The organism is Halomonas sp. LC1 (genome assembly GCF_030247125.1).
GTDB lineage: Bacteria > Pseudomonadota > Gammaproteobacteria > Pseudomonadales > Halomonadaceae > Vreelandella.
The window spans coordinates 16,879-32,210 of sequence record NZ_JASSPG010000012.1; the positions used below are offsets into that span (position 1 = coordinate 16,879).

Genomic DNA, 15,332 nt, shown 5'->3' on the forward strand with positions numbered 1-15,332 from the left:
GAGATATGGACTTAGCACCCAGCGCTTTAATGGGCCCGCTGCTCATGCTGTTAGGGTATGTGGGGCTGGGCTTTATTGCCGCCCAACGGTTGAAAATAGACCCGCGCCCGATTGCTACCTTGTTGGTGTACCTGATCGCGCCGCTGACAATTTTTCGCGCGCTGATGAATGGCGGTCCTACCTCAGAGTATTTGGTGCTCACCCTGGCGATGTTTCTATTGGTCAGCGCCATAGCACTGGCCGTGCGCTGGGCTACCCAACACCGCTTTGGCCCGCAGGAAGGCGCGCTGCTGGCGTTCTCTTCTGGCACCGGTAATACCGGCTACTTTGGACTGCCCGTCGCACTAATTCTGCTACCGCCGGAAGGGGTGACGCTGTATCTCTTCTGCATGCTGGGCATCAATTTATACGAGTTCACGGTGGGGTTTTATTTGAGCGCCCGGGGCCACTTCTCGGTACGCCAGAGCGTGGCCAAAATTGTTCGTCTGCCGCTGGTCTATGCGTTTCTCTTAGCGCTGCTGCTAAACGCGCTCAACGCCACGCTGCCTGAGTCACTGATGAGTTCATTAGCGGTCTTTCCCGCCACCTATACCCTGCTGGGCATGATGATCATTGGCATGACGTTAAGCCAGGTCACCCTCGCCGCGTGGGATACGCGCTTTGTGGCGACCTGCGTGGGCCTGCGCTATTTGCTCTGGCCGCTGGTGATGCTGGGGGCGGTGCTGGTGCTCCAGCAGTTCACGCCGCTGGCACCAGAGCTGGCGATGGCGCTGCTGCTATTGGGCGTGGTGCCCATGGCCTCTAACGTCGTCGTCGTGGCCATGGAGTTGGGCATTCAGCCGCAGAAAGGTGCTTTAGCGGTACTCACCACTACGCTGCTGGCACCGCTGTTGATCCCGCTCTACCTGGGGCTGATGCTGCGGCTCACCGGGCTCGGTTAAAACCCATCGACGCCCGCCTGCTGCAGCTGGCGGGCCATGCGCTGCACGTCTGGGTGGCTGAAGAAGGCAACGAGCGCCTCGCTTCGCACCGGGCCAACGCCGGGCACGGCTTGCCAGTCGGTTTGAGAGTAACCCGCGAGGGTGTACCAATCGCCTAGCTGGGCATCGCCTCCTGGCGGCATCCCCAGCGCCTTCAGCCATGTTGCATAGGGCGCTTGGCGCGCCGCATTGAATTGCGCCATCAGCGCTGTGGCGGTGGTCGCGCCAATACCGTGGGCTTGCTGTAGCTGCTCCGGCGTCAGCTCCAACCAGCCAAGCAGCTCCGTCACCACACCGGCCTCCATCAGCGCCTGCCACGTGCCTTCGCCAATCCCCCGCATGCCCAGCTGCTCGCTGAGATAGGTTAAGCGGGCCAGCAGTTGGGCGTTGCATCCTGATGTTAGGTCTGAACTTAGCGTAAAGCAGCTCAACAGATGGTAGCGCTCGGGCGGTGGGGCGCTTAGGGCAGCCCTTTCGCGGGTTTGCCACACCACGCTGTCTACCTGAGGAATCGTCAAGCCCGCCAGCGTCACCGCCACTTGGTCCCCAGGGCGCACGTCCCACGCCTGCCAGCGCTCCAATGAACCCAGCGACACGCGGCTGATGCGCCGCCCTTCCAGAGTCACCGGGTAGAGCCATAGCAGCGGCGTTACGCGCCCGGTGCGCCCCACCCGAAACTCGACCCCGCGTACCTGGGCTAGCGCCTGCTGAGACGGATACTTCCAGGCCACCGCCCACTCAGGGGGCGATGACGACCAGCGGCGCACGCCAGGGCGCTCAGCCTGTTTTAATACCACGCCGTCGGTGGCAAACGGCAGCGGGCCGTTGAACCACCGCTCGCGCCACTCAGCGGCCGCCTCCTGGCCGCTGATCGAGTGGGTGTAATCGGCCGTATCGAACCCTAGCGCCGTCAGTTGCGCTAGCCGTTCAGCCATCTGCGTCGGGCCATCCGGCCAGTCCCATACGAATAAGCCGATGCGATTCAGCGTCTCTTGGCTCGGGTCGCGCTGCGCCATGGCACCGGCCACGGCACCTCGGGCACCCGAATCTGGCTGGCGTGCCTGCACGTGGTTCTCCAGCCGCCAGTAAAGCTCGCCCTGCAGCACCGCAGAGACGGGCTCAGGAAGCATAACGGGCACACCGGGCAGCTGTTGAACCCGCGCCGTCCAATCCTGCCCCCGCTCGCCGTCTCCACGGCTAACCGCCTCGACAAGCTCCCCGCCCAGGTAACGCAGCGTCACCGCGACGCCATCCACCTTGGGCTGAATCCATAGGTCTTCGCGGCGGCTGGTAAAGCGTCGAATACCGTCCTCATCGGCTTTAGTGAGCCCCGTTTGAGCGGCCGGATGCGTGCGGGTACCGCTGCTGCTCGTGATGCGGGTCAGTGGCCGATGGGGAGTCGGGGAATCCAAGCAAGCTTGCCAGTTTTCCAACCGTGCCAGCGCTTGGTCGTACAGCTCATCGGCAATCAGCGATTCGCCGTTATCATGATAAGCTCGATCCCACACTTCGATATGTTCGGCTAGCGCCTGGGTTTCCAGCGCTAGCCGCTCGGCAGGCCAGTCGGGGCACATGTCTGCCTGTGCGGAAAAAGTGACACTCATTAACCAGGCTGCCGCTAGGCTCGCTATTCCTGTCATTCGCCAACCCGACATACGCATCCTCACGTGGTGAACGGGAAATTTTTCAGTCCTTATTAAAGTTAACTTATAGGAAACTGACAGAGATGCAATGCGCAGCAAGCCGCTCTCGGAACCGTGTTCGACCCATAAAAAAAGCGCCCCCTGGCGTGAACCAAGGGGCGCTTTTCGCTAACCCATGACGCTCATTGCGCTTGCGGGAAGCTTATAGGCCAGCGGCCTGACGCAGCGCGTCTGCTTTGTCAGTTTTTTCCCACGGGAAGGCTGTAAACGTCTCGGTATGCGTTTCGCCTTTGTCGTCTACCCAGCTGTAGCTGTGCTCAAACGGCTCGCGGCCAAAGTGGCCATACGCAGACGTGAGGCGATACATCGGATGCAGCAGGTCGAGCATCTTGGTGATTGCGTAGGGGCGCAAATCGAAGTGCTCGCGCACCAGCTCAACGATTTTCGCATCGTCGATTTTGCCAGTACCGAAAGTGTCGATAGACACGGAGGTCGGCTCGGCCACGCCAATGGCGTAGGAGACCTGAATCTCGCACTTGTCCGCCAAGCCCGCTGCTACGACGTTTTTCGCCACATAGCGGCCAGCGTACGCGGCGCTGCGGTCTACTTTCGACGGATCTTTGCCCGAGAACGCGCCGCCACCGTGGCGCGCCATGCCGCCGTAGGTATCGACGATGATCTTACGACCGGTCAGGCCACAGTCGCCCACCGGGCCGCCAATCACGAACTTGCCGGTCGGGTTGATGTGGTACTGGGTATTGGCATCCAACCACTCAGCGGGAATCACCTGCTCAATGACTTCACGCTTAATCATTTTGCGCAGGTCTTCTTGATCGATTTCCGGGTCGTGCTGAGTCGACAGGACAATCGCATCCACGCCACACGGTTGGCCTTCAGCGTTATAGCGGAAAGTGACCTGGCTCTTGGCATCCGGACGCAGCCACGGCAACAGGCCGTTTTTACGCAACTCCGCCTGACGCTCGACCAAACGGTGCGAGTAGTGGATCGGCGCTGGCATGAACGAATCGGTTTCGTTCGTGGCGTAGCCAAACATCAGGCCCTGGTCGCCCGCGCCTTGGTCTTCCGGCTTGGTACGATCAACGCCCTGAGCAATATCGACACTCTGCTTGCCAATCAGGTTGATGACGCCGCACGTGGCACCGTCGAAGCCCACCTGAGAAGAGGTGTAGCCGATATCGGTAATCACATCACGCACCAGCGTCTCTAGATCCACCCACGCGGAGGTGGTGATCTCACCGGCAATAATGGCAACGCCCGTCTTCACCATCGTTTCACAGGCAACGCGGGCCTGTTTATCCCGGGCGATAATGGCATCTAACACCGCGTCTGAAATCTGGTCGGCAATCTTATCGGGATGGCCTTCGGAAACGGACTCGGAGGTAAACAGGGAATATTCGCTCATCGCGCACTCGACCCTCTGTATGACGGCTGCTCTGTTATGACCGCAGCATCAGCAGGAAATCATGGCAGGAAGTCCCCTGCCCGTATAAAGAAGCGGCACCATCACTTTCACCACCACTTCGGGAGCCAGAGTCTACACGCTGTTGCAAGTTCTTCCCACAACGTGCCCCTGAGAATTTGCCGCCGCCGGGGAAGTCAGCGACAATAGCGCCTTTATTCTTTCCGTTTTCAGGCGAGGAGCACCCCCATGCCGTCCCGTTTTGAGCTGGCCAATGCCATTCGCGCCCTTTCCATGGATGCTGTTCAGAAGGCCAAATCCGGCCACCCTGGCGCCCCCATGGGTATGGCTGATATTGCCGAGGTGCTGTGGAATGACTACCTCAAGCACAACCCCGAAGACCCCAAGTGGGCCGATCGTGATCGGTTCGTGCTGTCGAATGGTCACGGCTCCATGCTGCTCTACTCGCTTTTACACCTAAGCGGCTATGAGCTGAGCCTGGAACAGCTGCAAAACTTCCGCCAGCTGCACTCGCCCACCGCTGGCCACCCAGAGTTTGGCTACGCCCCCGGCATCGAAACCACTACCGGCCCGCTAGGCCAAGGCTTTGCCAACGCAGTGGGTTTCGCGATTGCCGAGAAAACCCTGGCCGCGCAGTTCAACCGCCCCGGCCATACCATCGTTGACCACCACACCTGGTGTTTCTTGGGCGATGGCTGCTTGATGGAGGGTATCTCCCACGAAGCGGCGTCCCTGGCGGGCACTCAGCAGTTGGGCAAACTGATAGCCCTTTACGACGACAACGGCATCTCTATCGATGGCGAAGTCGAAGGCTGGTTCACCGACGATACGGCCAAGCGCTTTGAGTCCTACGGCTGGCACGTGGTACCGAACGTCGACGGCCACAAGCCTGACGAGATCAAGGCGGCCATTGAGCTGGCGAAGAGCCATGACGACAAGCCAAGCCTGATCATCTGCAAAACCATTATCGGTTTTGGTGCCCCCAACAAGCAGGGCAAAGAAGAAGCTCACGGCGCACCGCTGGGTGACGACGAAGTGGCCCTGGCACGTAAACAGTTGGGCTGGGAGCACGCGCCTTTCCATATCCCCGAGCCGATTTACTCCGCCTGGGATGCCCGCGACGCCGGTAAAACGCGCCAGCAAGAGTGGGAAGGCCGCTTCGCTCGCTACACTGAAGCCTTCCCGGAAGAAGCGCGTGAATTCAAGCGCCGCATGAAAGCGCAGCTGCCCACGGAATTGGCGACCGAAGCGCTGATCCAGCAGGCCCAAGAGAAAGGCGACAGCATTGCCTCGCGTAAAGCGTCGTTTGAAGCGCTGAACGTGATTGGCCCGCAAATGCCGGAACTGCTCGGCGGCAGCGCTGACCTAGCGCCGTCTAACCTGACCTTCTGGAAGGGCGCGAAAGCGATCACCCCCGACGACGCCAGCGGCAACTACCTGCACTACGGTGTGCGTGAATTCGGCATGGGCGCGGTGATGAACGGTATCGCTCTGCACGGCGGTTTTGTGCCGTACGGCGCCACCTTCCTGATCTTTATGGAGTACATGCGCAACGCCGTGCGTATGGCGGCGCTGATGGGTCAGCAGGCTATTTACGTGTTTACCCACGACTCTATTGGCCTGGGTGAAGATGGCCCGACGCACCAGCCGATCGAGCAGCTCACCAGCCTGCGCACCACGCCGAACCTGAACACGTGGCGCCCCTGTGACGCCGTGGAGACCGCCGCTTCCTGGGATGCCGCGATTAAGCGCCACTCCGGCCCGACGGCGCTGGTACTCTCGCGCCAGAACCTGCCGCACCAGCAGCGTACCAAGGCCCAGCTCGCGTCTATCCAGCGCGGTGGCTATGTGCTGAAAGATAGCGAAGGCACCCCAGAGCTGATCCTGATTGCCACGGGCTCCGAAGTCTCCCTGGCGATGGACGCCGCGGCCGAGCTGGAGCAGCAGGGTAAAGCCGTGCGCGTGGTCTCCATGCCGTCCGCTTACCGTTTTAATGGCCAAGACGCTGACTACCGTGAAAGCGTGCTACCCAAAGCCGTCACCAAGCGTATTGCCATCGAAGCTGGCCATGCCGACTACTGGTACAAATACGTTGGTCTCGATGGCCGCGTGATTGGCATGACTACCTTTGGTGAGTCGGCCCCGGCTGGCGAGCTGTTCAAGCACTTCGGCTTTACCGTCGAGAACATTGTTAAACAAGCCAATGAGCTGCTGGGTTAATCCCCCGCTCACGGGTCACGCAGTGCGGGCATCGCGATGCCCGCACTAAACGGTCTGCTATGGCTAATTAGCTACTGGTTGATCGGAGAAGTGGTCATTCACTTCTCCGGTTTACCCATCTCTTCTGGGGTGGTGGGCATGCTGCTGCTGTGCGCCACCCTCGCTATGATCAGCAGGGTGCCCTCCAGCCTTGCTGCCGCTGCCCAACCGCTGATTGCACTCCTGGCTATGCTGATTATGCCGGGCGTGGTGGGTGTATTCTTTATTCTGGATGAGCTGGCAGGCCAATGGCTGGCCATTGTGGCCGCCCTGCTACTCGGCACGCTGCTCAGCGTGTTCACCACGCTATGGTTACTAACGCGTTTGATGGGACGCAGCCATGCTGACTAACCTGCTGCCCACCTTAACCGCAACGCCTTTACTGGCCGTTGGACTAACGCTGGCCGCTTATTTGGTGGGCAGCGCAGTTTTTATACGGCTGGGTAAGCCCTCCTGGCTGCCCGCTATTTTGATCGCGGCACTCCTTTTGGCCGCAATACTGGCGCTGCTGGGGCTGCCTTACGCCACCTACCAGCAGGGTGCAACGTGGCTAACCGTGCTGTTAGGCCCCGCTACAGTGGCGCTGGGTATGCCGCTTTACCAGCAACTGCCGCGCATTCGTGAACTCTGGCGACCGCTAGCCGCCTGCCTGCCTATTGCTGCTGCTTTGGCGGCTTGCTATGCCTTGGGCATTGCGTGGCTGTTGGGAGCGAGCCCAGACATTTTGGCCTCCATTGCGGCAAAGTCGGTGACCGCGCCTATTGCCATCGGCATCACCGAACAGCTCGGCGGCAACGTGGCGCTGTTAATGGGCTCGCTGCTAGTGACCGGCGTGCTGACCATCCCCTTTGTTAGCTTGGCGGCCCGGCTGCTACGTATCAACGATGAGCGCATCATCGGTTTTGCGCTGGGGCTCAATGGGCACGCCATTGGTACCGTGCGGGCGTTTGATATTAGCCCTACCGCCGGGGCGTTTGCCTCGCTCGGAATGAGCCTAACCGGTATTTTTACCGCGCTGCTGTTGCCGCTGGCGTGGCGGCTAGTGGGCATCGGGGCTGGGTAAGCAACCCCCGGTGAAATACGCTATCATCGGCCCACTTTTTCTAAGAGCCGCATCGCAACATGGCGAACGCTTCCACTAAATATCGCATTGCTATCAATGGTTATGGGCGCATTGGCCAGTGCGTGCTGAGAGCACTGGTGGAACGCCAACACCCAGAGCTTGAGGTGGTGGCGATTAATGAGCTGTCTGATCTCGCCACCATCACGTATCTCACCCGTTACGACACCACCCACGGACGCTTCCCTGGTGAGGTGGATAACGATGGCAGCGCTCTGCTCGTCAACGGCCAGCGCATCCACGTGCTGTGCGAACGCGACCCGCAAGCGCTGCCCTGGGGTGAGCTGGATATCGACCTGGTGCTGGAGTGCTCGGGTAGCTTTAAGGATCGCGCCACCGCCGAGCAGCACTTAACGGCTGGGGCCAAGCGGCTGCTGTTCTCCCAGCCCGCTGAAAACGATGTGGATGCTACCATCGTGTGGGGCATCAACGAGCATGAGCTTGCCCCCACCCAGCGCATTCTCTCTGCAGCGTCCTGCACCACCAACTGTTTAGTACCGCTGCTTACCGTGCTGGATGAAGCATTGGGTCTGGAGCATGGCGTCACCACCACGATTCACTCAGCGATGAACGATCAGCCGGTGATCGATGCGTATCATCAAACCGACCTGCGCCTGACCCGCTCCGCCATGCAGTCGATCGTGCCGGTGGATACCGGCTTGGCAGTGGGTATCAGCCGCCTGATGCCGAGCCTGGCCGGGCGTTTTGAGTGCCTGCACGTGCGGGTACCCACCATTAACGTCTCTGCTATGGATGCCGCGCTGACCGTACGCCGCGATACCAGCGCCGCCCAAGTGAACGCGCTGCTACACAGCGCCAGCCAGCAGCGCTTGCAAGGGGTGCTAGGCTATACCGAAGCCCCCATGGCATCGATCGATTTTAATCATGACCCCCGCTCTGGCATTCTAGACGCCACCCAAACCCGGGTGGCTGGCACACGCTTGATCAAGCTGCTGTGCTGGTTTGATAACGAGTGGGGCTTTGCCAACCGCATGCTGGATATCAGCCAGCGCTTGGCAACGTTTCGCTAATTGATGGGTAGCATCACCTAGCGCTCTTACATTCGCTTGAACACGAGGAAACCGCTCACATGAACGTGCAAAAAATGACCGACCTGCCCCTGGAAGGGCAGCGCGTGCTGATTCGTGAAGACCTGAACGTGCCGATCAAAAACGGCCGTGTTTCCAGCGATGCCCGCCTTCGCGCCGCACTGCCGACTATTCAAGTGGCAGCCAAGGCGGGAGCCAAAGTGATGCTCATGAGCCATCTGGGCCGCCCCACGGAAGGCGAGCCTGCTGAGGAGTTCTCCTTAGCTCCCGTGGCCGAGCACCTTAGCGAGCTGCTGGGTAGCCCCGTCAAACTGGTCGACGATTACCTCGACACCGCGCCCACGCTCAGCAATGGCGACGTGGTGCTGCTTGAGAACGTGCGCTTCAATAACGGCGAGAAGAAAGACGACGAACCGCTGGCCAAGCAGTACGCCGCGCTGTGCGATATCTTCGTGATGGACGCCTTCGGCACCGCCCACCGCGCTCAAGCGTCCACCCACGGCGTGGCCCGCTTTGCGCCCACCGCCTGTGCAGGCCCGCTGCTGGCCCAGGAGCTGGACGCACTGGAGAAAGCCTTAGCGACCCCGGCGCGACCCATGGCGGCGATTGTGGGCGGCTCCAAGGTCTCTACGAAGCTCGACGTATTGACCGCCCTCTCCGACAAGTGCGACCAGCTTATCGTCGGCGGCGGGATCGCCAACACCTTTATCGCGGCGGCAGGCTATAATGTGGGCAAATCGCTCTACGAAGCCGACCTGATCGGTCAAGCCAAAGCGCTAATGGAGAAAGTCTCTATTCCGCTGCCCACTGACGTCGTTGTGGCCACGGAGTTCTCTGAATCCGCAGAAGCGGTAGTCAAACCGGTGGACCAGGTCGCTGATAACGAGATGATTTTGGATATTGGCCCGGACACCGCGGCCCACTTGGCCAGCCTGCTCAAAGATGCCGGCACTATCTTGTGGAACGGCCCCGTGGGCGTTTTCGAGATCGATCAATTTGGCAAAGGCACCGAAGTACTCTCTCTTGCCATTGCCGAAAGTAGCGCGTTTTCGATTGCTGGCGGTGGCGACACCCTGGCCGCTATCGACAAGTACGCCATTGCCGACCGTGTTTCCTATATCTCTACCGGCGGCGGCGCGTTCCTAGAGTACGTCGAGGGCAAACAGCTACCGGCGGTAGCCGCATTAGAAGCCGCAGCAAAGCGCGGCTGAACCATCACGCTGACACTGCACGCTCACTGCACCCGTTCACACTGACAACCTACAAGGTGACCCCATGGCTTTAATTAGCATGCGCCAGATGCTCGACCACGCCGCCGAATACGGCTACGGCATCCCCGCGTTCAACGTCAACAACCTCGAGCAGATGCGGGCCATCATGGAAGCCGCCGATGCCACCGACTCTCCGGTGATCGTGCAGGCCTCCGCTGGCGCGCGCAAATACGCAGGCGCCCCTTTCCTGCGCCACTTGATTTTGGCGGCGGTAGAAGAGTTTCCGCATATTCCGGTAGTGATGCACCAGGATCACGGCACCAGCCCCGCCGTGTGCCAGCGCTCTATCCAGCTCGGTTTCTCCTCCGTCATGATGGACGGCTCGCTGGGTGAAGATGGCAAAACGCCGATGGATTACGACTACAACGTTGACGTCACTCGTCGCGCAGTAGAAATGGCCCACGCCTGTGGTGTATCGGTTGAAGGCGAGCTGGGCTGCCTAGGTAGCCTGGAAACCGGCATGGCCGGTGAAGAGGACGGCATTGGTGCCGAAGGCAAGCTGGACATGGAACAGCTGTTGACCGATCCCGAAGAAGCCGCCGCGTTCGTCAAAGCGACTCAGGTCGACGCGCTGGCGATTGCCATCGGCACCAGCCACGGCGCATACAAGTTCACCAAGCCGCCGACCGGCGACACGCTCTCTATTCAGCGTATCAAAGAGATCCACGCGCGCATCCCGGACACCCACTTGGTCATGCACGGCTCCTCTTCCGTGCCGCAGGAGTGGCTTGAAGTCATCAACCGCTACGGCGGTCAAATTCCGGAAACCTACGGCGTACCGGTCGAGGAAATCGTCGAAGGCATCAAACACGGCGTGCGCAAGGTGAACATCGACACCGACCTGCGCCTAGCGTCCACCGGTGCCGTGCGTCGTTTTATGGCAGAGAACCCGTCTGAATTTGATCCGCGCAAATTCTTAAAAGAAACGGTCACCGCCATGCGCGATCTGTGTATTGCCCGCTACGAAGCCTTTGGTACTGCTGGCAACGCGAGCAAAATCAAGCCGATCAGCCTGGAAGCGATGTTCCAGCGCTACGAGCGCGGCGAGCTGGCTCCTAAAATTAAGTAAGCAGCTAAGCAATTAGCGACGCTAAGGCGGCCTTCGGGCCGCCTTTTTTGTTGCAATGCAGCACAAATAGGCTATTACTAGAGAGCACCACCCCACATTTCTTCACCAGGCAGCCCTCACTATGAAGCACTCCTCAATGCCCCTGTTTACTCCGCCCACCGCCATGTTCGATGTGTGGAAGGTCGGCATGATGGGGATGGAACTATGGAGTTCGTCGCTATCCACGATCGCCATGCGCCAACAGCTATGGCAAACCCAGCCCTTTTTTAGCCCCGCCATGATGCGTGAAAACCAGCGCATGGTGACCGAAAAGATCGAGGCCAGCATGGAAGCTGGCCTCGTGATGCAAAAAGCATTTTTCAGCGCGATGAGCGGTCAATACGCCCCCTGGTGGATTACCAGCCAGAAAGCGATGAAACCTTATCATCAACGTAGTAGCGCCAACTCACGACGCCTCTCCCGCTAACGGCACACTCACTCGTTATCGTCGTTACTCTGCTCGTCCTCGCCGTTTTCAATGGCATCTTCGGCGCTACCGGTACCACCGGTGCCGCCTTCGGTGTTGTCGCTATCGTCACCACCGTTGTCGGTGTTTTCTTCCGTCTCGTCAGCCGTGGCCATATCGGCGGTCGACTCGTCACGCTGAACGGCCCCGGCCTTGATGCCGTACTTCTCCTCCAGCGCCGCATCATCCAGCGCTTGGTGCTGCTCGCTATCGGCATCGGCTTCAGGCTCTGCCAACACGCTACCTGCAGAAGCCATCAGCGCGGTGCCCACGACCAATGAGAGGAACCAAGGGGTGAATCGCATATACATCTCCATTTTATGGTTATCGCGGCGTCGCCTACCTACTATAGCCGGTCTCTCGATGATTCACATAGATTGCCTTGAAAACCGGGCAGTTAACCGAGGGTAGCGAGCGCTCAGCGGCATGGTCGCGCAGCTTCACTGTAAAAAATTATAAAACAGTGTTCACAAAGCCAGAAAAATCTCGTTCAATAGTCGTCTAGTCGGCTTAAATTAACGCGAGTAGCGCTTGTCACGCTGCAAGGAACTCCCATGCCGCTCCCACTTCTGCTGTTTGATTGTGATGGCACCCTCGTCGATAGCGAACCCCTACTGGCCGAAGAGATGGCTCGCGGCCTAAATACGGTCGGTCTCCCCTTTGCTTCTTCCGATTATCTTGGCGAGTTTCGGGGGGCCCGCTTCCGACGTATCGTGGCAGAACTGCAAACCCGCTATGGCGAGGTTGATGCCGAGCGCTTGAACCGCATGGAACAGGCCATGCGCGCCAAACTGGCGGAGCGCCTCGCCAATGAGCTCACCACCATTCCCGGCGCGCGTGAGTCGCTCGATGCACTGGCCCACTACCCTAGCGCCGTGGTCTCCAATGGGCCTGAAACCAAGATTCGTACCGCTCTAAAGGCGACCGGTCTCAGCGACTATTTCGGTCATCGGCTGTTTAGTGGCTATACCGCTAACTGTTGGAAGCCGGAGCCCTGTTTACATCTGCACGCAGCCAGTATCATGGGGTTTGCGGCGAAGGACTGCATTGCCATCGACGATGCGCTGGTCGGTGTTCACGCGGCGCTGCAAGCAGGCATGACCGTGATCCATCTGAATCGCTTTCCCGATGCCGAAGCAACGCCGGAAGGCGCTATCATGATGAGTAACATGTATCAGCTGCCTGCCGTTGTCGAGCAACTGACCCACGAGCGATGGCAGGCCGCAATGCCTCATCACTCAACAGAGAAATAGTATGGCTTCATTACGTGATCAGCTAAGTGGCCTCGTTTACTCCACCGAGCATGGCAAAACGTGCCCTGACTGCAGAGCCCCCATCGACGACTGCCGCTGTGAGGACACCAGCGAGCAAGCGCGGCTTGCCGAATTGGATGGGATCGTCCGTATCCGCCGTGAGACCAGCGGTCGTAAAGGCAAGGGAGTCACGACCATCAGCGGCGTGCCGCTCCCCCAAGGGGAGCTCAAGGCACTGGCCAAAACACTCAAACAGCGCTGCGGCACCGGCGGCGCCGTTAAAGAGGGTGTGATAGAAATCCAGGGCGACCATCGCGAAACACTGCGCGATGCCTTAACCTCAATGGGTTATCAGGTGAAATTGGCGGGCGGTTGAAGCGGACAACGCACATCCCCGGCTCATGGCGAAAGGGCAAGGCACGATAATGGTTTGGTTGGAATACCTGCTACCGCTCATCTTCTTGTTTCCCATGGCAGCGATGGGCGGCATCGTATTAGCCTTGCGTAGTCTTCACGATGCCCGCGTTCACTCACCCTTCGATGCGCCGCTCCGCGAGCCGGGGCAGGCGCTTCGCCATCGACTCGATCAAGCGTTTTCAAGCCTGTTTCTTAACGGCACTTTAGGGCCTCTGGTCAGCCTTGCGCCGCTGGTCTACGGCATGGGACGAATGCTCTTCGTCGATAAACAGGACTGGGTCGAGTGGGCGCTGTATGGCCTGCTGAGCACGCTCTTGGTGCTGGCGTTTTCGCTGCTGTTGGTGCGTGACTATCAGCGCATCCGCCGCTTGAAGCTGGGGCTTGCCTGCGAACTTGCCGTAGGCCAAGAGCTGGAACGTCTGGTTCGCCCTGAAGCGCACCCCTATTACGTGTTTCATGACGTCCCTACGGATAGCTTCACCATTGACCATGTGGTGGTCACCCCTCACGGCGTATTCGTCGTGGAAACCCGCGCCAGGGCACTGGCCATTGGTAGCAATGGCAAAGAGTTGAACTGCGTAGCGGTAGAGCGTGAGCGGCTGCGCTTCCCGCACTGGCAGGAGCGGCGGCCGCTGCACAAAACGCGCCAGGGTGTCAGCTGGCTGAGCCAGTGGTTAGAGCGCCGCTGCGGTGTACCGGTACCGGTGAAAGGGGTCCTGGTTTTGCCCGGCTGGGAAATCGACACCAGCGAAGCCTCGCCGGATATTCTCGTGGTCAGCGGCGAACAGCTGGCCAAGCAGCTGACCGACATCACGCCAGGACAGCTAAGCGATGCCATTCATGACAAGGTCATTCATGTTTTGCTAGAGCGGGCACGGTTGATGGAGCTCAAGCACCTCCGTCAACCATCTGTCTAATGCCTCATTTAGTCGCCGCGTAACCGCCCGCCCATCTCTTGGGCAAGATCGACCGCGTAGTGGTCGGTCATCCCGCCAATGAAGTCCAGCATGCGCCGGTAGCTGTCATAAAGTGTCCATGAGGGGAGTGGCGTGTTCTCGCCTATCAACGCCAAAACCCGCTGATGCTTGAACGAGCTTTGCCCGGTGTGGTGCAGCTCATGAGCGGCACCGATGAAGGCTTCTAACAGGATACCCAGCGTGGTGTAGGCACCAATCTCCAGCTTCGCCTTGCGCTCATTCTGAAAAATGCGCTCACGAGCCAGCTGCTTGGCGGACTGCACTCCCCAGCCTAAATCCGGGTGACACAGCTCCAACAAATCCTCGCTGAGAGTACCGCTGAGCAGCGCCTGCTCATGCTGTACAAAGACAGCCCCCACATCGTTGACAGCACGCTCCATGGCGGCGCCTCTGAGTAGAGCGATACGGCGGCGTTGCGAGACATTTCTACGCTGCATCTCGGCATACTCGGGAGGAAACTCACCGGCGATTTGACGCAGAATCTCGACCACTTCCTCGTAGCGCAGAATGCCCATCTCCAGACCATCTTCAAGGTCTAGCAAGGCGTAGCAAATATCATCTGCCGCTTCGACAAGCCAAGCCAACGGGTGGCGACACCAGCGCTGCTCCCCTTGGGGAAGTAGCCCAACCGCATCTGCTACCTCTTTTAACAGCGCCTGCTCTGACTGGTAGCAGCCAAACTTACCCGCACGACCGCTATAGCGTACCGTCCATGGGTATTTCAGCAGCGTGCCGAGCGTAGCCGCCGATAAGCGCATGCCACCGTTGAACTGGTTGTACTCGATCTGGGTGATGACGCGGAAGCCCTGCGCGTTGCCTTCATAGGTCAACAGGTCGTCTCGCTCGGCATCGGACAAGCCATCCAGCAGGCCACTTCCCTGGGCACGACGAAACCAGTCGCGTATCGCGTACTCACCGGCGTGACCAAAGGGCGGGTTACCGATGTCATGGCCCAGACACGCCGTTTGCACAATAACGCCCAAATCAGCGGGGGTAATCCAGTCAGGGAGGCGGTCACGCAGCAGCTCGCCCACAATCATCCCAAGCGAACGGCCGACGCAGCCAACTTCGAGAGAGTGGGTCAAGCGGGTGTGAATGTGGTCGTTTTCCGTCAGAGGGTGCACTTGGGTTTTACGCCCCAAGCGTCGGAAAGAGCCGGAAAAGACAATGCGATCATGATCTTTATGAAAGGGACTACGCCCAATTTCCCGGGTGCTGTCCGTTCGTTTATCGTGAAGGCGTCGTGGGGAAAGTAACTGATCCCATTGCATTTGTGTCATAGCGCTCCTCCTTGGAGTGCACATTCTGACATAAAAATGCTGACATAAAACGACGGGATCGACGGGCA

Annotated in this window: 15 protein-coding genes; 11 read left to right on the forward strand and 4 right to left on the reverse strand. The window is 59.4% G+C overall.

Annotation, left to right across the window (positions count from 1 at the left end; all coding sequences use genetic code 11):
* Positions 1–5: 5 nt before the first annotated feature.
* Positions 6–941: an AEC family transporter gene (locus tag QIT27_RS16590; protein ID WP_285264449.1), complete on the forward strand. Its 936-nt coding sequence runs from the start codon at positions 6–8 to the stop codon at positions 939–941.
* On the opposite strand, the gene ligB is transcribed toward QIT27_RS16590, so the two are convergent.
* Positions 938–2,620: an NAD-dependent DNA ligase LigB gene (gene ligB / locus QIT27_RS16595; RefSeq protein ID WP_285264450.1), complete on the reverse strand. Its 1,683-nt coding sequence runs from the start codon at positions 2,618–2,620 to the stop codon at positions 938–940. The genes QIT27_RS16590 and ligB overlap by 4 nt on opposite strands.
* Positions 2,621–2,825: 205 nt before the next feature.
* Positions 2,826–4,046: a methionine adenosyltransferase gene (metK, locus tag QIT27_RS16600; RefSeq protein ID WP_253019317.1), complete on the reverse strand. Its 1,221-nt coding sequence runs from the start codon at positions 4,044–4,046 to the stop codon at positions 2,826–2,828.
* Between the two features lie 246 nt (positions 4,047–4,292).
* Here metK and tkt point away from each other — a divergent pair, with 246 nt between their 5' ends.
* The 7 genes from tkt (at position 4,293) to QIT27_RS16635 (ending at position 11,298) form a co-directional block, all read left to right on the forward strand.
* Entirely contained in the window at positions 4,293–6,284 is a 1,992-nt protein-coding gene (gene tkt / locus QIT27_RS16605; protein ID WP_285264451.1) for a transketolase, read from the forward strand.
* Positions 6,285–6,320: 36 nt separating this feature from the next.
* Positions 6,321–6,674 (forward strand): CidA/LrgA family protein, encoded by a 354-nt coding sequence (locus QIT27_RS16610; RefSeq protein WP_285264452.1) that lies wholly within the window; start codon positions 6,321–6,323, stop codon positions 6,672–6,674.
* Positions 6,664–7,386 carry an LrgB family protein gene (locus tag QIT27_RS16615; RefSeq protein WP_159340558.1) on the forward strand — a complete coding sequence of 241 codons (723 nt, stop codon included), beginning with the start codon at positions 6,664–6,666 and terminating at the stop codon, positions 7,384–7,386. The genes QIT27_RS16610 and QIT27_RS16615 overlap by 11 nt, the downstream gene beginning before the upstream one ends.
* A gap of 59 nt (positions 7,387–7,445) precedes the next feature.
* The gene (locus tag QIT27_RS16620) at positions 7,446–8,474 is read left to right on the forward strand and encodes a type I glyceraldehyde-3-phosphate dehydrogenase (protein ID WP_074211222.1); all 1,029 of its coding nucleotides are present in this window, start codon (positions 7,446–7,448) and stop codon (positions 8,472–8,474) included.
* 59 nt (positions 8,475–8,533) lie between these two features.
* Positions 8,534–9,703, forward strand: coding sequence for a phosphoglycerate kinase (locus QIT27_RS16625; protein ID WP_285264453.1), 1,170 nt, complete (start codon positions 8,534–8,536; stop codon positions 9,701–9,703).
* A 64-nt stretch (positions 9,704–9,767) separates the two neighbouring features.
* On the forward strand, positions 9,768–10,832 hold the full coding sequence (gene fba / locus QIT27_RS16630) for a class II fructose-bisphosphate aldolase (RefSeq protein ID WP_062363362.1): 1,065 nt from the start codon (positions 9,768–9,770) through the stop codon (positions 10,830–10,832).
* A 121-nt stretch (positions 10,833–10,953) separates the two neighbouring features.
* Entirely contained in the window at positions 10,954–11,298 is a 345-nt protein-coding gene (locus tag QIT27_RS16635) for a hypothetical protein (RefSeq protein ID WP_285264454.1), read from the forward strand.
* Between the two features lie 8 nt (positions 11,299–11,306).
* Here the strand turns inward: QIT27_RS16635 and QIT27_RS16640 are convergent, their stop codons facing one another.
* Entirely contained in the window at positions 11,307–11,642 is a 336-nt protein-coding gene (locus tag QIT27_RS16640) for a hypothetical protein (RefSeq protein ID WP_285264455.1), read from the reverse strand.
* A 249-nt stretch (positions 11,643–11,891) separates the two neighbouring features.
* On the opposite strand from QIT27_RS16640, the gene QIT27_RS16645 reads away from it, so the two are divergent.
* The 3 genes from QIT27_RS16645 to QIT27_RS16655 are packed head-to-tail and all read left to right on the forward strand — an operon-like array spanning position 11,892 to position 13,924.
* Positions 11,892–12,590 (forward strand): HAD family hydrolase, encoded by a 699-nt coding sequence (locus QIT27_RS16645; protein WP_159340555.1) that lies wholly within the window; start codon positions 11,892–11,894, stop codon positions 12,588–12,590.
* A gap of 1 nt (position 12,591) precedes the next feature.
* Positions 12,592–12,966, forward strand: coding sequence for a translation initiation factor Sui1 (locus QIT27_RS16650; RefSeq protein WP_253019309.1), 375 nt, complete (start codon positions 12,592–12,594; stop codon positions 12,964–12,966).
* 49 nt (positions 12,967–13,015) lie between these two features.
* Positions 13,016–13,924 (forward strand): nuclease-related domain-containing protein, encoded by a 909-nt coding sequence (locus QIT27_RS16655; RefSeq protein WP_159340553.1) that lies wholly within the window; start codon positions 13,016–13,018, stop codon positions 13,922–13,924.
* An 8-nt stretch (positions 13,925–13,932) separates the two neighbouring features.
* Here the strand turns inward: QIT27_RS16655 and QIT27_RS16660 are convergent, their stop codons facing one another.
* Positions 13,933–15,264, reverse strand: coding sequence for a deoxyguanosinetriphosphate triphosphohydrolase (locus QIT27_RS16660; RefSeq protein WP_285264456.1), 1,332 nt, complete (start codon positions 15,262–15,264; stop codon positions 13,933–13,935).
* Positions 15,265–15,332: the final 68 nt, after the last annotated feature.